The 19747-nt window shown below is 71.1% G+C and carries 8 protein-coding genes and 1 riboswitch; of the genes, 6 read left to right on the forward strand and 2 right to left on the reverse strand.

Going from position 1 to position 19747, the window contains the following annotated elements:
* Positions 1 to 4: 4 nt before the first annotated feature.
* The 3 genes from hpnH to ACTWP9_RS04895 are packed head-to-tail and all read left to right on the forward strand — an operon-like array spanning position 5 to position 2607.
* Entirely contained in the window at positions 5 to 1027 is a 1023-nt protein-coding gene (hpnH, locus tag ACTWP9_RS04885) for an adenosyl-hopene transferase HpnH (RefSeq protein WP_443244704.1), read from the forward strand.
* 27 nt (positions 1028 to 1054) lie between these two features.
* Positions 1055 to 1228, forward strand: a complete 174-nt coding sequence (locus tag ACTWP9_RS04890) for a hypothetical protein (protein ID WP_443244705.1) — start codon at positions 1055 to 1057, stop codon at positions 1226 to 1228.
* Positions 1225 to 2607 carry an aspartate aminotransferase family protein gene (locus ACTWP9_RS04895; protein ID WP_443244706.1) on the forward strand — a complete coding sequence of 461 codons (1383 nt, stop codon included), beginning with the start codon at positions 1225 to 1227 and terminating at the stop codon, positions 2605 to 2607. The genes ACTWP9_RS04890 and ACTWP9_RS04895 overlap by 4 nt, the downstream gene beginning before the upstream one ends.
* A 108-nt stretch (positions 2608 to 2715) precedes the next feature.
* On the opposite strand, the gene metE is transcribed toward ACTWP9_RS04895, so the two are convergent.
* On the reverse strand, positions 2716 to 5061 hold the full coding sequence (metE, locus tag ACTWP9_RS04900) for a 5-methyltetrahydropteroyltriglutamate--homocysteine S-methyltransferase (RefSeq protein ID WP_443244707.1): 2346 nt from the start codon (positions 5059 to 5061) through the stop codon (positions 2716 to 2718).
* Between the two features lie 168 nt (positions 5062 to 5229).
* A riboswitch (cobalamin riboswitch) is annotated at positions 5230 to 5449 on the reverse strand.
* Between the two features lie 259 nt (positions 5450 to 5708).
* Positions 5709 to 6518, reverse strand: a complete 810-nt coding sequence (locus ACTWP9_RS04905; protein WP_443244708.1) for a tyrosine-protein phosphatase — start codon at positions 6516 to 6518, stop codon at positions 5709 to 5711.
* A 310-nt stretch (positions 6519 to 6828) separates the two neighbouring features.
* Here ACTWP9_RS04905 and ACTWP9_RS04910 point away from each other — a divergent pair, with 310 nt between their 5' ends.
* From ACTWP9_RS04910 to ACTWP9_RS04920, 3 genes are read left to right on the forward strand one after another with little or no spacing between them, the layout of a single operon-like run.
* The gene (locus ACTWP9_RS04910) at positions 6829 to 8139 is read left to right on the forward strand and encodes an MFS transporter (protein ID WP_443244709.1); all 1311 of its coding nucleotides are present in this window, start codon (positions 6829 to 6831) and stop codon (positions 8137 to 8139) included.
* Complete coding sequence (locus ACTWP9_RS04915; RefSeq protein ID WP_443244710.1) at positions 8099 to 18868, forward strand: amino acid adenylation domain-containing protein; 10770 nt, start codon at positions 8099 to 8101, stop codon at positions 18866 to 18868. The genes ACTWP9_RS04910 and ACTWP9_RS04915 overlap by 41 nt, the downstream gene beginning before the upstream one ends.
* Entirely contained in the window at positions 18855 to 19523 is a 669-nt protein-coding gene (locus ACTWP9_RS04920) for an alpha-ketoglutarate-dependent dioxygenase AlkB family protein (RefSeq protein WP_443244711.1), read from the forward strand. The genes ACTWP9_RS04915 and ACTWP9_RS04920 overlap by 14 nt, the downstream gene beginning before the upstream one ends.
* Positions 19524 to 19747: the final 224 nt, after the last annotated feature.

Below are 19747 nucleotides of genomic sequence, written 5' to 3' on the forward strand. Positions count from 1 at the left end.
AGAAATGGCCATGCCGCTCCGCCAGACACTCCGTATCGGGACGTATCTCTTTCAGCAGAAGCTCCGCAAGCGGGAGAAGTTCCCCCTCATCGTCGAGCTCGAGCCGCTCTTCGCGTGCAATCTCAAGTGCGAGGGCTGCGGAAAGATCCAGCACCCGGCCGGGGTGCTCAAGCAGCGGATGCCGGTGGCGCAGGCGGTGGGGGCCGTACTGGAGTCCGGGGCGCCGATGGTCTCCATCGCGGGCGGCGAGCCGCTGATGCACCCGCAGATCGGGGAAATCGTGCGGCAGCTGGTTGCCCGGCGGAAATACGTTTTTCTCTGTACCAATGCCATGCTGCTCCGCAAGAAGCTGGACGAGTTCAAGCCTTCTCCCTATTTCGCGTTCGCTGTGCACATCGACGGCCTTCGTGAGCGGCACGACGAATCCGTGGCGAAGGAGGGCGTGTTCGACGAGGCGGTCGCGGCGATGAAGGAGGCCAAGCGACGCGGATTCCGCGTCACCACGAACTCCACCTTCTTCAACACCGACACCGCGCAGACCGTCATCGAGGTACTCAACTACCTCAACGACGAACTGAAGGTGGACGAGATGATGGTCTCGCCCGCCTACGCCTACGAAAAGGCACCCGACCAGGAGCACTTCCTCGGCGTCGAGCAGACCAGGGAGCTGTTCAAGAAGGCGTTCGCCGGGGGCAACAGGGAGCGGTGGCGGCTCAACCACAGCCCGCTTTTCCTCGACTTCCTGGAGGGCAAGGCCGACTTCGACTGCACCGCCTGGGCCATCCCCAACTACTCCCTCTTCGGCTGGCAGCGCCCCTGCTATCTGATGAGCGACGGCTATGTGCCCACCTACCGGGAGCTGGTCGAGGAGACGGACTGGGAGAAGTACGGCCGCGGCAAGGACCCCCGCTGCGCCAACTGCATGGCGCACTGCGGATACGAGCCGACCGCTGTGCTGGCCACCATGGGCTCCCTCAGGGAGTCCCTGCGCGCTGCCCGCGAGACTGCAGGCAGCGCGTCACACTGACAATTCGCCGGAGCAGGGGGGCCGACCATGTCCTTGCTGGAGTCCATCGACGGGCCACGCGACCTCGACGCACTGTCCGAAGAGCAGCTGGAGAAGCGCGACCGGGCCCGGCGCGCCCACCGGGAGCTGGAGCGGGGGAGCGGCCGGCGGGGCGCGGCACGGGTGGGCGTGGCGCGCACGGGTGAGGGGAGTATGGCGTGACCGGCTTCGACCTGACGAAGCTGCTGGCCGAGCGGAGCGCCGAGCGCTACGAGCTGCACATGCGCCATCTCAACCACCAGCTGCCGCGCATGCTGCACACCATCGGCTTCGACAAGGTCTACGAGCGTGCCGAGGGCGCCTACTTCTACGACGCCGAGGGCAACGACTATCTCGACATGCTCGCCGGGTTCGGCGTCATGGGAGTGGGCCGCCACCATCCCGTCGTACGGCAGGCGCTGCACGATGTGCTGGACGCGCAGCTGGCCGACCTCACCCGCTTCGACTGCCAGCCGCTGCCCGGGCTGCTGGCCGAGAAACTCCTCTCGTACGCGCCCGGGCTCGACCGGGTCTTCTTCGGCAACAGCGGCACCGAGGCCGTGGAGACCGCGCTCAAGTTCGCCCGCTACGCCACCGGCAGGCCCAGAGTGCTGTACTGCGCCCACGCCTTCCACGGGCTGACCACCGGTTCGCTCTCCGTCAACGGCGAGGACGGCTTCCGCGACGGGTTCGCACCGCTGCTGCCCGACACCCCCGTTCCGCTGGGCGACCTGGCCGCGCTGGAGCGGGAGTTGCGCAAGAAGGACGTGGCCGCGCTGGTCGTCGAGCCCATCCAGGGCAAGGGCGTGCACGCGGCCCCGCCCGGCTATCTGCGCGCTGCCCGCGAACTGCTGCACAAGTACGGGGCGCTGCTGATCGCCGACGAGGTGCAGACGGGGCTGGGCCGCACCGGCGACTTCTTCGCCTACCAGTACGAGAAGGACGTCGACCCCGATCTGGTGTGTGTGGCCAAGTCGCTCTCCGGCGGCTACGTCCCGGTCGGTGCGACGCTCGGCAAGGAGTGGATCTTCAAGAAGGTCTACTCGTCCATGGACCGGGTACTCGTCCACTCCGCCAGCTTCGGCTCCAACGCGCAGGCCATGGCGGCGGGCCTGGCCACCCTCGCCGTCATGGACGACGAACGCCTCACCGAGAGCGCCCGCCGTACCGGCGATCTGCTGCGCACCCGGCTCGCGGCGCTCGTGGACAGCTACGAGCTGCTGCACGAGGTGCGCGGCCGCGGGCTGATGATCGGCATCGAGTTCGGCAGGCCCCGGTCGCTGAAGCTGCGCAGCCGCTGGGCGATGCTCCAGGCCGCGCGCAAGGGGCTGTTCGCGCAGATGGTCGTGGTCCCGCTGTTGCAGAAGCACCGCATCCTCACCCAGGTCTCCGGGGACCATCTGGAGGTCATCAAGCTGATCCCGCCGCTGGTGATCGGCGAGGAGGAAGTGGACCGCTTTGTGGACGCGTTCACCCAGGTCATGGACGATGCGCACAGTGGTGGCGGCCTCATGTGGGACTTCGGGCGCACGCTGGTCCGCCAAGCGGTGGCCCATCGCTGAGGGGGCTGCCCCTGGCGGTCGGTTGCGGGCTGCGGGTTGTTCGTGGCTGGTCGCGCAGTTCCCCGCGCCCCTTCGGGGCGCGGGGAACTGCGCCAGCAGAGCAGGGGATCAGCTCTGGCGGGGGAGTTCCTTCCGCACCGTGCGGGCCGCGGTCACCAGGTTTTCCAGTGAGGCCCTGGTTTCGGTCCAGCCGCGGGTCTTCAGGCCGCAGTCAGGGTTGACCCAGAGCCGTTCGGCCGGGATGGCCTCCAGGCCCTTGCGGAGGAGCGCCGCCATTTCCTCGGCTCCCGGGACCCGCGGTGAGTGGATGTCGTACACACCGGGGCCCGCCTCACGCGGGTAGCCGTGGCCGGCCAGTTCGTCCGCGACCTGCATATGGGAGCGGGCGGCCTCCAGGCTGATGACATCGGCGTCCAGGGCGGCTATCGCTTCGATGATGTCGCCGAACTCCGCGTAGCACATATGGGTGTGGATCTGGGTGTCCGGGCGCACACCGCTGGTGGTGAGCCGGAACGCCGCCGTCGCCCACGCCAGATAACCGGGCCGGTCGGCGGTGCGCAGCGGCAGCGTCTCGCGCAGGGCCGGCTCGTCGACCTGAATGACGGCGGTCCCCGCGGCCTCCAGCTCGCAGACCTCGTCGCGCAGCGCCAGGGCCACCTGGCGCGCCGTCTCGGACACCGGCTGGTCGTCCCGTACGAACGACCAGGCGAGCATGGTCACCGGGCCGGTGAGCATGCCCTTGACCGGGCGGGAGGTCAGCGACTGGGCGTACCGCGTCCAGCGGACCGACAACGGCCGCCGGCGCGCGACGTCGCCCGCGAGGATCGGCGGGCGCACATAGCGGGTGCCGTACGACTGGACCCAGCCGTGCCGGGTGGCGAGGTAGCCGGTGAGCTGTTCGGCGAAGTACTGCACCATGTCGTTGCGTTCGGGCTCACCGTGCACCAGCACATCGAGCCCGGCGCGCTCCTGGAAGCCGACCACCTCGCGGATCTCGGCCGCGATCCGCTCCTCGTAGGCGGCCTCGTCGATCCGGCCGGCCCGCAGGTCGGCACGGGCCGCACGCAGCTCGGCCGTCTGCGGGAACGACCCGATGGTGGTGGTCGGCAGCGGCGGCAGACCGAGCCGGGTGCGCTGCGCCGCCGTGCGCTGTGCGTACGGCAGCGCCCGCCGGGTGTCCGCGTCGGCTACGGCGGCTGAGCGGGCCCGTACGGTCTTGTCGTGCGTGAGCGGTGAGGCCGCACGGGAGGCCAGATCGGCGCGGTTGGCGGCGAGCTCGGCGCCGATCGCGCCGGTCCCCTCGGACAGCCCGCGCGCCAGCGTGACCGCCTCGGCCGCCTTCTGCCGCGCGAACGCCAGCCAGCGGGCCACCTGCGGGTCGATATGGCGCTCGGCGCGGGCGTCCAGCGGCACGTGCAGCAGCGAGCAGGAGGCCGCCACATCCACCCGCTCGGCGAGGCCCAGCAGAGTGGCGAGGGTGGCGATGGACCGCTCGTAGTCGTTGATCCACACATTGCGGCCGTCGATCACGCCCGCGACCAGCCGCTTCCCGGGCAGCCCGCCGACCGCGGCGAGCGCGTCCAGGTTGCCGGCGGCCGGGCCCGTGAAGTCCAGCGCCAGGCCCTCCACGGGTGCCTTCGCCAGCACCGGCAGCGCCTCGCCGAGCCGGTCGAAGTAGGAGGCGACCAGCAGGCGGGGCCGGTCGCTGAGCGTACCGACCGCTCGGTATGCCTGTGCTGCCGCCTCCAGCTCGGCAGGCGTACGGTCCTGCACCAGCGCGGGCTCGTCAAGCTGCACCCACTGGGCGCCCGCGGCGCGCAGGTCGGCGAGCACTTCGGCGTAGACCGGCAGCAGCCGCTCCAGCAGTGTCAGCGGCTCGAAGTCGGGGGCGACGCCCGGCGCCGGTTTGGCCAGCAGAAGGTAGGTGACGGGCCCGACGAGCACCGGCCGGGCCGCCCTCAGGCCCAGCGCGAGGGCTTCCTTCAGCTCGGCGGTCTGCTTGCTCGCGTCAGCGCGGAAGACCGTGCCCGGTCCGAGCTCGGGCACCAGGTAGTGGTAGTTGGTGTCGAACCACTTGGTCATCTCCAGCGGCGCGGCGTCCTGCGTGCCGCGGGCCATGGCGAAGTACCCGGCCAACGGGTCCGCCGCCACGGCCTCCCGGTGCCGCTCGGGGAGGGCGCCGACCATGACGGTGGTGTCCAGCATGTGGTCGTAGTACGAGAAATCTCCGGTGGGCACCTCGTGGATGCCCGCCTCCGCCAGCTGCCGCCAGTTGGCGCTGCGCAGTCCGGCGGCCGTGGAGTGCAGGGCCTCGGCGGTGACGCGGCCCTTCCAGTAGCCCTCGATCGCCTTCTTCAGTTCGCGGTTCGGCCCCTGGCGGGGATAGCCGTGCACCGTGGCACGCACCGGTGCGGGCGGGGGAGTGGTGGCCGGGTTCGCTGCTGTCGCTGTCACGCAACTCTCCTTCGCGAGATGTCTCCAGCGCTCCCGGAAGAACGGGACGAGGATGCGAAGGGGGAGACCGCACGGAAGACGGAGCCGACGCGTGGCTGGTGTCCGCCGCCTTGTGCGCTGTGCTCTCCGACCCGCCCTCGAGGTCTCCGGGAGGACCGTACGCGTGTGGACGCGTACGGGCAGCGGGCAGGTCTTCGGACTCGCGGGCGCGCCTGCCGGTCTCCCGGCGGGCACCTACTGGCCGTCGCTTCCCGGACCGTCGGTCCAGTGCGTATGACGGCGGTCGTTCCCACTCACCGCTGCGGGGCAGTCCCGGATTTGCACCGGGTTCCCTCTTACGACGCCTCCCGTCTGGCGGACGGGGCGAACCAGCTGCGCGGCCCAGCATAGCTGGGGGGCCGTCGCGGGAGGGCTGGCCCGCGATTCCCGTGCGGGGTCGCCCCCTGCTGCGCTTGGGCAGTCTGCTCCCCCAGCCTCCGGCCGGGAGGTGCCCCCAGGGCGCAGGGTGGGCAAGCGCAGCACCGGCCACCGGGCCGCACCCGAGGGGCGCCCGCTGCGGGGTGCGGGGTGCGGCCGTCGCGCGGGTGCGGCCGCTTGTGCCCACCCGTTCCGCCCGTTGCGGAACGCCTGCCCACAAGCTAGTTGGCTCAGGGTTCCAGCAGGCGGGACTGCAGCCTGGTGCGGGTGGCGGGGGAGACTTTGAGGGCCTCCGTCAAATAGGTGTCCGCGTCGCCCCAGGTCTCGTCGATGGTGGCGAAGGCCGCGTGGAGGTAGGCGGCGCGGGCGTCGAAGAGAGGGGCGAGGAGTTCCAGGACCTCGGGGGACATTCCGGCCTTGGACTTGCTGCTGCGGTAGATCTTGTAGCGCCGGTGCGGCTGGTTGGACTGGAGGTAGTCCTCCTCGATGGCGGCCCGCTCGACGCCGAGCGCCAGCAGCGTGACGGCGATCGACAGACCGGCCCGGTCCTTGCCCGCGGCGCAGTGCATCAGGGCGGGCACGCTGTCCTCGGCGAGGGCATGCAGGATGCGGCTGTGCTCGGCGGTGCGCTCGCGGATCATGGTGCGGTAGGAGTCGGTCATCCGCTGGGCGGCGAGGCCGTCCCCGAGTATCGCCCGCAGCTGGTCCAGCTCGCCGTCCCGCACCAGCCGCCAGAACTCGGCCCCGTCGGCCGGGTCGGAGAGCGGGAGATTGACGTTGCGGACGCCCGGAAGCTCGATGTCGGGGCCGTCGAGCGCCTGGTCGGTGGAGTTGCGGAAGTCGAAGACCGTGTGCAGTTCGAGCTCGCCGAGGAAGGCGGCGTCCTCCGGCGTCGCGTGTGCCAGGTGCCCGCTGCGGAAGAGCATCCCGCGCCGCACTCGGCGCCCGTCCACCGTCGGCAGACCCCCGACGTCCCGGAAATTCCGTACCCCGGTCAGCACCGTATCGGCGGACTCCACACTCACGCGCGCTCCTAGCATTTGCGACGACCGTCCGTTCGACCATAAGGCATGGATGCCTGAGGCGATCAGCCCTTGGATGCGTGCACCCGACCGTAGCCTGACGGTGACTCAGGGTGATGATGAGGCCGGGTGTGATTCACCCCGTACGCGGCGCCGATCGATGGCGATACAGCCACGCTCACCACCCCCATGCCGCAGTGGTTCGGATGTGAACAATTCCATGAGCATCGGCGGCAGAACGCCGGGCTCGCGGTAGCCTCCGCGTATCGCCCAACTCCCTTTGCACTGCCGCGTATTCGGCTCACGCCCTACATGCGAGGAGTCTGGATTGAGTCACCTGCATTGGCGTGTGCGCGCTCTTGTGGGCGCGTATGCGGTGTCCGTCTACGGCAATTTTCTCAATCTGATCGCGTTGAGCCTGTTCACCTACGAGGTCACGGGGAGCGGTCTCGGTCTGGGCCTGCTCATGGCGCTGCGGTTGTTCGCGGGTGTGCTGGCGGGGCTGGGGGCCGGGGCGCTGGCGGGCAGGGTGGGGCGCAGAGTCCTGATGATCGGTGCGGATCTCGTCCAGGCGGCGGCCATGGTGGTTCTCGCGCTGTGTGCGACGGGGTCGGCTCCGGTGTGGCTGCTGGCTGTCGTCGTGGTGGTGCTCGGTGCCGGAAACACGTTCTTCACCGTCGGACTGCGCAGCGCGGTCCCGGTGATTGTGGGGCAGGAGGCGCGGGTTCGGGCCAACGGGCAGTTGGCTACGGCTCGTTCTCTTGCCACCGTGGCGGGTTTCGCTTCGGCCGCCCCGGTCATCGAATTGGCAGGCCACAGCGCCGCGTTCGCCGTGAACGCGGCCAGTTTCCTGGTGTCCGCGGTGGCGTTGTCGCTGCTGCGGCCCCGTATGGAGGAAGACCGGTCGGCTCCGCAGACCGTGCCGAAGCCGGGAGCCGCATCTCTGCGGCAGGTGCTGAGCGCGGTGCCCGCCCTGCTGCTCGGCATGGTCCTGCTGCGGGGCGTCGACGCGCTCGCCTCTTCGTCACACAACGTGGCTCTTCCCATGGTGGCCGAGGTGGAGTCGCCGGGGGACCCGGCCATGTTCATGACGCAGTTCTGGGCCTCCTGGGCGGTGGGCACTTTCCTGGCCCACCAGTTACTGAAGCGGCGGCACGCGTCGTGGTCGGAGGGCCGGTGGGGCGCGTATGCCTTCGCGGTGGGCACCTGCGTGATGTCGCTCTCCTTCGTGCTGGCCTTCACCGGTCCGGCGCCCCTCGTACTCGTGGCCGTCGCCGGGCTGGCCGGGCTGGCCGACGGGTTCACGGAGATCGTGTACACCTCACGGCTGCAGGCGGCTCCGGACCGGGAACGCAGCCGGCTGTTCGGGCTGTCCGCCGCGGCGGAGACCTCCGGATTCGCCCTCGGCATGGTGGCCGCGGCGGCAGCGCTGGAGACCTGGCCGGCGCTCGCGGTCGTGGGCCTCTTCCACGGAGTGGCGCTCTGCGGGGCGCTGGCGTTTCTCCTGCTGTCCCTCGCCGCCGCCCGGCGCCGGGTGATCGAGCAACCGTACGAGCAACCGTATGAACAGCCGTCACACAGTGAAGGAGCGAACATCCATGGCCCGTGCACGGGGACCGGCTCTGTACCGAGGGCCTGAGCTGGAGCTGACCGACGACGATCCGCAGAACGCGGTCAGCGCCTTGCTGCGTGCGGCGGAGCGCTCTGCGGACGCGGGCGTCGTGACCGTAGCGGACGACGGCCGCACGACCGTTCAGAGGTATCCGGAACTGCTGTCCACGGCACGCCGGATGCTCACAGGGCTGCGTGAACGGGGCCTGCGTCCCGGCGCCGACATCGTGCTGTGCGGGTTACCCCTTGACGAGTTCTTTCCCGCGTTCTGGGCCTGTGTGCTCGGCGGCGCCAGACCGGTCGCCATCGCGGAGCGGGCCGAGGCGGACTCCCCGGCCCTGCAACGCCTCGGTCACACCTGTGAGTTGCTCGGCGATCCGCTGGTGGTGACGGACCGCGCGGGCGCGGCCATGGTGGCCGGGGCAGCCGTGTCCGTACGGGTGGTGGTTGCCGAGGACTGTCTGGGCCACCCGCCCGCGGAGGATCTGGTGGAGCCGGACGGCTGCGATGTGGCGCTGCTGATGCTCTCCTCGGGCAGCACCGGCGTGCCCAAAGCGGCCCAGCTCACGCACCGAGGGCTGACGGAGTTCGCGGCGAGCAGCCGGCGGATCCTGGATGTGCGGCCCGGCGATACGACCGTGAACTGGCTTCCGGCGGATCACAGCGGGGCGCTGCTGCTCTACCACCTCCTCGAGGTGTTCGTGGGCTGCACCAATGTCCACGCGACGACCGGCCATGTGCTGGCCGCACCGCTGCGCTGGCTGGACCTGCTGGAGGAGCACGGAGCGCAGCACGGCTGGGCGCCCGCTTTCGCGTACCGGATGATCGCCGACGCGGTCGGTGAACACCCGGACAGACGGTGGGACCTGGGCCGGATACGGACGCTGGTATCCGGCGGGGAGCAGATCCCGTTGCCGGTGATGGAACGGTTCCTCGCCGCCACGGGACCGTTCGGCGTGCGGGACGAACACATCGTGCCCGTCTGGGGGATGGCGGAGACGGTCACGGCCATCACCCACGGCAGGCTCAGCGGTGCGGGCGGCGTGAACCATGTGCGCAAGGACAGTCTCGGCGGGGATCTGGTGCGCGTCGGCGAGGACACCGAGGAACGGGACCGCGTGACCCTCGTCGCCGTGGGAGCCCCCGCACACCGGGCGGAGGTGCGCGTCGTCGACCACAGCGGGGAGCCCCTCCCGGAGGAGCGGATCGGCAGACTCCAGATACGGTCGGCGGCCCGCGTCACCCCCGGATACGTCAACAACCCCGAGGCGGACCGGGCCGCGTTCCCTGACGGACCCGACTGGCTCGACACCGGCGACCTGGCCTTCCTCGCCGACGGCCAGGTGACGATCACCGGCAGAAGCACGGACCTGATCATTCTCAACGGGCACAACGTCTACGGCCACGAGGTCGAGGACGCGGCCGCCGCCGTGCCCGGCGTACGGGCGGGGGAGATTGCCGCCTGCGGAGTGCCCGACCCGGACACCGGCAGTGAGTCGCTCGTCGTGTTCTTCGTCAGCCACGGCGATGCGGAGGCGGACGAGCGCATCGCCCGGGGCATCAAGGCGGCCGTCTTCACCGGACTCCGGCTCACCGTCGCCCGCGCCGTGCCGACCGCCGCTGCCGAGTTCCCGCGCACCCCGGCGGGGAAGGTACGCCGTGCGGAGCTGCGTGACCGGCTGCTGGCAGGTGCCTTCGACACGGGTCCGGGGGACGGGACCGAGCTGCTGCACGCGGTACGCGAAGACGCCGCCGCCCTGCTCGGGCACGCGGTGGACACCGACACGCCGTTCTACGAACTGGGCATGGACTCCCCGGCGCTCACCCGGCTCCGTGGCCGGCTGGAGTCGCGGCTGGCCCGGCCGATACCGCAGTCGGCCTTCTTCGAACACCCCACGGTCGGCGCGCTCGCGGCGTATCTGGCCGCGGCCGAGCCGGAACCTCCCCGGGGCCCGGTATCGGACCCGGAAGTGCCCCGGTTCCAGACCTCGGACCCGGAAGCGCCGGAGCAGCGCATCGCGGTCATCGGGATGTCCGCGCGCTTTCCCGGGGCGCCGTCCGTCGCCGCGTTCTGGGCGAACCTCCGCGAAGGCGTCGACAGCGTCAGCGCGTTCACCGCGCGCGGCAGCGAGCCGGATCATGTACCCGTCGGCGGTGTCCTCGACGACATCGAGGGCTTCGACGCGGACTTCTTCGGCATCAGCCCCAAGGAGGCCCAGCTCACCGACCCCGCGCACCGGCTCTTCCTCGAATGCTGCCACCAGGCGCTGGAGGAAGGGGGCTACGCGGCTTCGGCGCCCGGCACCCGCATCGGTGTGTTCGCGGGTTCCGGCATGAATCTGTACGACCACCAGGACGCGCCGGGCGCCACATCCCCGCCCCCGGACGGCGACCCGGCCACCGGCCTGCTGACGGCCATGGGACGCGAACCGGACTTTCTCGCCACCAGAGTTGCCTACCGGCTCGACCTCACAGGGCCCGCCATCGGCGTGCAGACCGCCTGCTCGACCTCCCTGGTCGCCGTCCATCTCGCGGCGCAGGCCCTGATCAGCGGTGACGCCGACCTGGCGCTCGCCGGAGCTGCCGCTGTGCACACCCCGCAGGAATCCGGCTACCGCAGCCACCCGGGCTCCATCCTGTCCCCGACCGGGCGCTGCCGGGCCTTCGACGCGGACGCCGACGGCACGGTGGGCGGCAACGGAGTCGCCGCCGTACTGCTCAAGCGGCTCGACCGGGCGTTGGCCGACGGTGACACCGTGCACGCGGTCATCCTCGGTTCGGCCGTCAACAACGACGGGGCGGGCAAGGCCGGGTTCAGCGCCCCCGGGGTCGCGGGCCAGATCGAGGTCGTACGGCAGGCGCTGGGCAAGGCCGCGGTCCCGCCGGACACCGTGTCGTACGTGGAGGCGCACGGCACCGGCACCCAGCTCGGGGATCCGGTGGAGTTCGAGGCACTGTCGCGGGCCTTCGGCGAGGGCACGGACCGCACCGGGTTCTGCACCCTCGGCTCGGTGAAGCCGTCCATCGGCCACCTCGACAGCTGCGCCGGCATGGCAGGGCTGATCAAGACCGTACTGATGCTGAAGCACCGCACTCTCATACCGACGCTCCACCTGCGCCGGCCCAATCCGGGCCTCCGGCTGAACGGCAGCCCGTTCGTGCTCGGCACGGAACTGAAACCCTGGGCCGCGCGGCCAGGCGTGCCGCGCAGGGCGGGGGTCAGCGCGCTCGGCGTCGGCGGGACCAACGCGCACGTCGTAGTGGAGGAGGCACCGCCCCGGCACCACCCGCGAACTCCCGCCCGCCCGGTGGTCGTGCCCGTCTCCGCGCGGGACCCGCAGGCCCTGGCCGAACTCCTCGGCGCACTGCGCGCACACCTCCGGGAACACCCCGGGCTCGACCCTTCCGACCTGGCCGCCACGCTGGCCCTCGGCAGACCCCACCACAAGCACCGGACGGCGGCGGTGGGGCGCACGGGCAGCGAGCTGACCCGGGCTCTGGAACGTCCGGCCGTCACCCTCCCTCCGCTGGGACCGCAGGCCCTCGCATATCCGGGGCAGGGCAGTGCCCGCGCCGGCATGGCTCGCGAGATCTACGCCGCCCACCCCGAGGCCCGCCGGGTCCTGGACCTGTGCGAGCAGGTCTACGCCGAGGAGTTCGGCGGCACCCTGCTGTCTCCGCTCCTCGACGACAACGCCGGGGACCCCGATGCGGACTCCGGCGCGGAACCCGATGCGAACCCCGATACGCCCTGGCCGACGGAGACCGCCCAGCCCGCGCTCTTCGCCCACCAGATGGCGCTCACCGAGCTGTGGCGCGCCTTCGGGATCCGCCCCGCACTGCTGCTCGGACACAGCGCCGGGGAGTACGCGGCGCTCTGCGCGGCCGGTGCGCTGTCCGTCGAGGACGGGCTGCGGATCACCGCCTGGCGCGGCAGGCTGATGCAGCACGGCTGCCCGCCCGGGGCGATGCTGGCAGTACGCGCCGACGCAGCGACCGCGCGACGCATCGCACAGGCGGCCGGAGCCGAACTGGCGGCGGTCAACGGGCCGCGCGCCCACGTGCTCTCAGGCCCGGCGGAAACCCTGCGGCAGGCGGAGCGCCTGCTCGACCAGGAGGGCATTCGATGGCGGTCGCTGCCCGTGGACCGGGCCTTCCACTCCGCCGCGCTCGACCCCGTACTGCCCGAACTCCGCTCATACGTCGAGCGGCTGGATCTGCACCCGCTGCGGGTTCCGCTGGCCGGCGCGCTCGACGGCGTACTGCGTCCGGTCGGCTGGACCGCCGATACCGACTACCTGGTACGCCAGGCGCGCGAACCGGTGCGCTTCGACCTGGCAATGGCGACCGCGTCCCGGCAAGGCTGTACGGACTTCCTGGAGATCGGCGCGGGCAACGTACTCACCGGCCTGGGCATGCACTGCCTGCCCGACAGCCGCTGGCTGCCCGGCCAGGGCACCGATCCGGAGACCGGTACGGGTACGGGGCAGTGGCACGGTGTGCTGGCCTCGCTCGGCGAGCTCTACAGCCGGGGCGCCGACATCGACTGGCGGGCGGTGACCCGCGACGGCGGTCGCGTCCCGCTGCCCGGCCATCCCCTGCGCCGACGCCGCTTCCCGGTTGCTGGCGCAGCCGCGAGTGCGGCCGCACCACCGGTGTCCGAATCGGCGGCGGCGCCGGCTGCCGGGAGTCCGGTACTGGACGAGGCCGTGGAGAGCATTCGCGAACTGACAGCGCAGAAGCTGGGATCCACCCAGGCGGACGTGGCGCCTGATACGTCCTTCTTCGCGCTGGGCGCCGACTCACTGGCCCTGTTGGGCATGACCACGGAGTTGCAGCGGCTGTATGGAGTGCGGGTCCCGGTCCGGGAGCTGTTCACCGAGTCCGACACTCCGCGCAAGCTCGCCGAATTCGTCGTACGACAGCGCGGCGGTCCGGCCCCGGACACCGGAACCGCGCGCAACGCCCCCGCATCGGTACCGGCACCCGCATCAGTACCGGCACCCGCACGCGGCGACGATGCCGAGCTTCAGGACGTCCTGACGCAGCAGCTGCGGCTCGCCGGGCAGCTTGTCGACCAGGTCACCGGCCTGATGTCCCGCCAACTGGAGATCATCTCGGGTACGACACCCTCAACCGCCGCCCCCGTACCGCAGGTGCCACGCGCAGTCCCTGAGCCACGGCCCTCGTCCGCTCCGGCCCGATCCGCCTCGGCCGGATGCGATTTCAGCCTCTACTTCTTCGGCGACTACCCCGAGACCGGCACAGCCGATACCTACGCACTGATCATGGAGGCCGCCGAGTTCGCGGACAGCCATGGTCTGCACGCCCTGTGGTTTCCTGAGCGGCACTTCAACTCCTTCGGTGCGCCGTTCCCCAACCCCTCGGTGCTCGCTGCCGCACTGGCCGCGCGCACCAGCAGGGTCCGGCTGCATGCCGGCTCCGTGGTGCTGCCGCTGCACCATCCGGTGCGCGTTGCCGAGGAGTGGTCGGTCGTCGACAACCTCTCGGGCGGCCGCACGGGCCTGTGCTTCGCCAGTGGCTGGCATGCCGCGGACTTCGCGCTCGCTCCGGAGAACTTCGGCCGGCACCGTGAGGTGCTGTACGAGCAGCTGGAGACCGTACGCACCCTCTGGTCGGGGAAGCCGCTGAGCCTGACCGGCGGCGACGGCGAACCCGTCGAGATCCAGCTGCGCCCCCGCCCCGTACAGGACCAACCGCCCCTGTACATCGCGGTGGTGGGCAACCCCGACAGCTACCGCCGGGCCGCGGCGGAGGGCCTCGGAATCGTCACCAATCTGATGGCGCAGTCGGTGGAACAGCTCACCGAGAACATCGCGCTCTACCGGCGCACCCGGGCCGAGCACGGTCATGATCCCGCCGCGGGGCGAGTGGTGGTATTGGTGCACACCTACCTCGGCGCGGACACCGAGACCGCACGTGCCGAGGCGTACCGGCCGTTCGTCTCCTACCTTCGTTCTTCGCTCTCCCTCTTCGACCAGGTCACCAACAGTCTCGGCTTCGAAGTCGACTTGGAGAACACCCCGGAGGAGGATGTGGACTTCCTGCTCGGCCGGGCCTATCAGCGTTACTGCGACTCGCGTGCACTGATCGGCGATGAGGAGTCGGCGGCCGGGACGGTACGGCGGCTGACGGAAGCCGGAGCGGACGAGATCGCCTGCTTCGTGGACTTCGGTGTCCCGGCGGACAAGGTGCTCGCCGCCCTTCCCAGGATCGACCGCCTACGCGCCCGCACTGGCCGCGCGGCGCCCGCGGCCACGGTGGAGCCTGCCAGAAGGTGCCTGTCGCCCGCGCAGCGACGGATCTGGTTCATGGAGCAGCTGCACCCCGGCACCAGCATGTACCACGAGCCCAAGGCGATCCGGCTGGAAGGCCCGCTGGACGTACCGGGATTGAGCTGGGCCCTGCGCCGGACCGTGGCCCGCCAGCCCGCTCTGCGTACCGTCTTCGGCACCGCCGACGGGGTCCCGTACCAGGAGACGCGGGAGGACGTCGCGGTCGACTGCCCGGTGGAGGACCACAGCGGAGCGACCGAGGAGCAGGCCCTGCGCGCCGTTCTGCAGACCGAGGGCCGCCGGATCTTCGACCTGAGCACCGGGCCCTTGTTCTCGGCCCGGCTGCTGCGCCTGTCCGACGAGCGGCACCTGCTGTTCCTGCTGGCCCACCACATCATCTTCGACTCCTCCTCCACGGAGGTGTTCACCCGCGAGCTTGCCGCCCACTACCGCTGCGGGCCGGACGGCGACCCCGGCCTGCGGCCTCTCGTCGCGCGGCCGATCGTGCCCGCAGACCCTGCCCGGGTGGCCGAGGCGCTCGCCTTCTGGCGGCGCGAGCTGACGGACGCACCCGAGCTGACCCTCCCCTCGGACCGGCCCCGGCCACCCGTGCGCTCCGGCACCGGCGAGAGCCTCACACATGAGCTGGACGCCCGGCTGACGTCCCGGCTGCGGGAGTTCGCCGCCGAGCGGCACGCCACCCTCTTCATGGTGCTGACCGGTGCGATCGGCGCCGTGCTCGGCCGGTTCAGCGGGCAGCGGGACATCGTGGTGGGCACGGCTGTCGCCGCCAGGCCGGAGGAGGCCGCGGACGAGATCGGGATGTTCCTCGACACCGTGGCCTTGCGTCTCGACCTGTCCGGCGACCCGGACTTCACCGAGTTGCTGCACCGCGTGCGCGAGCGCAGCACGGCGGCGTACGAACACCGGGACGTCCCCTTCGACGAACTCGTCAGCGCGCTCAATCCGCGTCGCGACCCCAGCCGGAACCCGCTCTTCCAGGTGATGGTGGAGTACGAGAACGAAAGGCAGGTGGACTTCGACCCGCCGCAGCTGACCGCCACACTTCTCGACACGCCTTCCGCACGCGCACCCTTCGACCTCGGCATCTATCTGACGCACCACAGCGAGGGCGTGCGGTTCATGGTCGAGTACGACACGGAGCTGTTCGGGGAGAGCGACGTGAGACGGCTCGTGGACTATGTGGAGCACGTACTGCGGCGGGCCCTCGCCGACCCCGGTGCCCCGCTCTCGGCGCTCACCGCGCTCACCGACGCCGACCGCAGCACCCTGGCGCGGCTCGGCCGGCAACAGGAGCCCCTGCCCGCCGTCGAGGAGACCCTGCACGGGCTGTTCGAAGCGCAAGCGCGCCGGACACCCGACGCCGTCGCGCTGCTCTGTGATCACGGGCAGCTCACATACGGGGAGCTCGACCAGCGTGCCGACCGGCTCGCCCAGTGGCTCCGCCCGCACGGGGCAGGCCGTGGCGAACGCGTCGCGGTCCTGCTGCCGCGCGGCCCCGAGCTGATCGGCGCGCTGTTGGGCGTGCTCAAAAGCGGTGCGGCCTATCTGCCGCTCGACGCCTCGCTGCCGTCCGCCCGCATCGAACAGCTCCTGGACGACGGCCGTCCCGTCCTGGTCCTGACGACCGAGGCACTGCTCACCCGGCATCCCGCACTCCAGCGGTGGCCCGTACGCACCATGGAGCAGGCAGCCCGCCAGGAGCAGACACCGGACCGGAGTCCGGACGAGGACGTCTGCGCCGTACGCCCTGAGGATTCCGCGTACTGCATCTACACCTCGGGCTCCACCGGGCGTCCCAAGGGCGTCGTCGTGCCCCACCGAGGCCCCGTCAACCTGGTGCTGCGCCACCTCGAGCAGCATCCGGCGCTGCGGACCCTGCAGTGGACCTCGCCCGCCTTCGACGTCAGCGTCCAGGAGATCTTCACGACGCTGGCATCCGGGGCGGCTCTCGTGCTCATCGACGACGAACTGCGCCACGACCCCGCGGCACTGACCGAGGCTGTACGCCGCCACGGCGTGCAGCGGATGTTCATGCCCTGCACGCCGCTGACGTATCTGATGGAGACCGCCCCCCGGATGCCCGCCCTGCGCGAGCTGTTCTCCGCGGGCGAGGCACTGCGGCTCACGCCGGCGTTCCACAACTTCCTCACCGCCCATCCCGAGTGCGCCCTCTTCAACCAGTACGGGCCGACCGAGACCTCCGTCATCGTCACCTCGCACCAGGTCGACCCCGCCCACGGGACGCGCCCGCCCATCGGCACACCGATCCCCGGGGTGCGGATCCGGCTGCTCGACGCGGAGGGCAGGGAAGTCCCGGTGGGCGCCGTCGGTGAGCTCCACGTAGGCGGTACGGCGGTGTCGTACGGCTATCACGGCCGCCCCGCGGAGACGGCCGCTGCCTTCAAGCCGCTCGGCGCCGGCGAGGAGGTGTACTACCGCACCGGAGACCTGGCCCGATGGCGCAGCGACGGGACGCTGGAGTATCTCGGCCGCATCGACGACCAGGTCAAGATCAGGGGCCATCGCGTCGAACCCGCCGAGGTCCAGCAGACACTGACGCGGCAGCCCGGCGTACGCGAGGCCGCAGTGCTGGCCCGCGCCGACAGCCACGGCGAGAGCGAACTCGTCGCCTACGTCGCACTCGCCGGCCCGGACCGCCCGGACGCCACCGAAGAACTGCGCACCGCCCTGGCCGCCGAGCTCCCCGACCATCTGGTGCCCCGGCGCTGGGTACGGCTGGCGAGGCTGCCGGTGAACGCCGCCGGGAAACTGGACCGCGGCCGACTGCCCGACCCCCACGACACCGCGGACGGGCCGGAGAAGGAGTACCAGGAACCGGCAGGCCCGCTGGAGAAAGCACTGCACGACCTGTGGTGCACCGAACTCGGCTCCCGCCGTGTGCCTCTGACCCGCTCGTTCTTCGAGCTCGGTGGCCATTCCCTGAGCGCCGTACGGTTGTTGAACCGGATGGCCACGGAACACGGTATCGAGTTGTCCATGGCGGACTTCTTCCGCGCACCGACCATCCGCGCCGTCGCCCACCGCGTCGATCCCGGACCGCGGCGGCCGGCGGAGACGGTCCCCATGCCCGCCACACTGCGCAGGCTGTGGCGCCGCCACCACGAGCGCGCCGACCCCAGCGTCTACAACGTCGCCCACCGGGTCGATCTACGGGGTGCGCTGGACCCGCAGGCTCTGTCCCGCGCACTCGAAGAACTCGTACGACGGCACGACGCGCTGCGCAGCAGGGCCGCGCGGCGCGACGGTGAGCTCGCGGTCGAGGTGCTGGCCGAGGTGCCGGTCGAACTCCCCGTCAGCGACCTCACCGGGCTCGACTCCCCGGGGATCGACCAATGGTGCCAGGACCACGCGAGACGCCCGTTCGCGACGGACCAGGCGCCGCTGTTCCGCTTCCGGCTCGGCAGAGCGGCCGACGACCGATGGGTCCTGGTCGTCGTCCTGCACCACGCGATCTGTGACGGCTGGTCGATGGGCGTCCTGTGGCAGGAACTGCAGACGCTCTACAACGGCGGCTCCGCACAGCAGCTCCCGCCGCCCGCCGCCCAGTTCACGGACTATGCGCGCTGGGAACGGGAACAGCTCGACGGCGAGCGCCGAGGACGGCTCGAGGCATTCTGGCGGTCCGAACTTGACGGCGTACCCCTGCGCCTGGAGCTGCCCTGCGACCACCCACGCCCTGACACCCTCTCCGGTGCGGGAGCCCTGCACCAGCAGGTCATCGACGGCGCGGTAGCGGGCCGCGTCGCGGAGACCGCCACCCGTCTCGGCACCACGCCCTACACGGTCCTCGCCGCCGCGTTCGCCACCTGGGCCGCCCGGCTCTGCGGACACGCCACCGACGTGGTGTTCGCCGCCTCCAGCGCCAACCGCGCAGGCCGCCGGGAACACGAGGAAGCAGTGGGCCTGCTGGGAGACGCCGTGCTGCTGCGCGCACGCCTTTCCGAAGCCACCGACTTCGCGGACCTCGTCACCAGTCTGGGACCGACTCTCTTCAACGCCCTCGACCACCAGGCACTGACGCTGAACGAGGTCGTCCGGCTGCTGGCGCCCGAGGAGGCGGACGGGCTCTACCCCACCGTTCTGTTCACCGTGGTCACCACCCCGCCACCGGCCCTCGACCTGAGAGGAGTCTCCACAACCATCCGGAGCCTGCCCACCGTCGGAGTCGCCCGCAACGAGCTGTATGTCGTCCTCGAACCCCGGGACGGCAGCATCACCGTGACCTTCGAGTACTCCACAGACCTCTTCGACGCCGCGACGATCGCGTTCTGGGCTCAGGAATTCACGCGGCTGCTGGCCACTGCCACCGACCGACCGAAGACTGCGCTGCCGGCACTGCTCAAGCCGGGGGAGGACGAGGTCCGAGAAAACGGCTCGACGTCAGCTGCGGCAGAATCGACGGATGGGTCGAGGTGATCTGTTCCCGCGCGAAGCGGAGGAGGTCGCTCCTGGCGCGGTGCACCTGCCGGACCGGTTGTCCGAGGAGGAGCAGCACAAGCTGCTTGCGGCGTGCCGGGAGTGGTCGAAGCCGCCCGCCGGGCTGCGAACCGTGCGACTGCCGAGCGGCGGCGAGATGTCGGTACGCCAGCTGAGCCTGGGGCGGCACTGGTATCCGTACGGCTACGCGCCGACCGTGGTGGACGGCGGCGGCGAGCCCGTGAAGCCGTTCCCCGGCTGGCTGGGGGAGTGGGCGCGGGCCGCGGTGGACGCCGCGGCCGAGGTGGCCGGGGAGCCGGTGTACGGCGCGGGGCCCTGTGCTGTCCCGTACGACATCGCGCTGGTCAATTTCTACGGTGACGGTGCACGCATGGGCATGCACAGGGACAGCGACGAGCGCTCCGCCGCGCCTGTCGTCTCGTTCAGCCTGGGGGACGCCTGCGTCTTCCGGTTCGGGAACACCGAGGGGCGGGGCCGGCCGTGGCGGGACGTGGAGCTGCGCAGCGGGGACGCCTTCGTCTTCGGCGGGCCGGCCCGGCCGGCGTACCACGGCGTCCCCCGCACCGAGCCCGGTTCGGCGCCGCCCGAACTGGGGCTGCGGGGGCGGGTGAACGTCACCGTCCGGGCGTACTGACCGCCGGAGCCGCGTACGAAATGGGCGCGGGGCGTGGCGAGTTGAGCGCGTGCGGCCTGTCAAGCGGAAGCCGGACGGGTTCACTCTTTGGGAGCTGGCGAACCGTGGCGAATTCGTTGTAGGGGTCAGGGAGGGGCCGGGCCGCGGGCTAGCGTGACCACGGCGTCGACGCCCCGCTGCCTTCCCCGTCCTGTCGCTTCCCCATCTCACCTGCCTCAACTCTC

The organism is Streptomyces sp. 3N207 (assembly GCF_052246355.1).
Taxonomy (GTDB): Bacteria; Actinomycetota; Actinomycetes; order Streptomycetales; family Streptomycetaceae; genus Streptomyces.

Bases quoted from the DNA above. Each gene is read 5' to 3' on its own strand.
- ACTWP9_RS04915 (WP_443244710.1), top strand. From the start codon at position 8,099: ATGGCCCGTGCACGGGGACCGGCTCTGTACCGAGGGCCTGAGCTGGAG.
- ACTWP9_RS04890 (WP_443244705.1), top strand. From the start codon at position 1,055: ATGTCCTTGCTGGAGTCCATCGACGGGCCACGCGACCTCGACGCACTG.
- hpnH (WP_443244704.1), top strand. From the start codon at position 5: ATGGCCATGCCGCTCCGCCAGACACTCCGTATCGGGACGTATCTCTTT.
- ACTWP9_RS04905 (WP_443244708.1), bottom strand. From the start codon at position 6,518: ATGCTAGGAGCGCGCGTGAGTGTGGAGTCCGCCGATACGGTGCTGACC.
- ACTWP9_RS04920 (WP_443244711.1), top strand. From the start codon at position 18,855: ATGGGTCGAGGTGATCTGTTCCCGCGCGAAGCGGAGGAGGTCGCTCCT.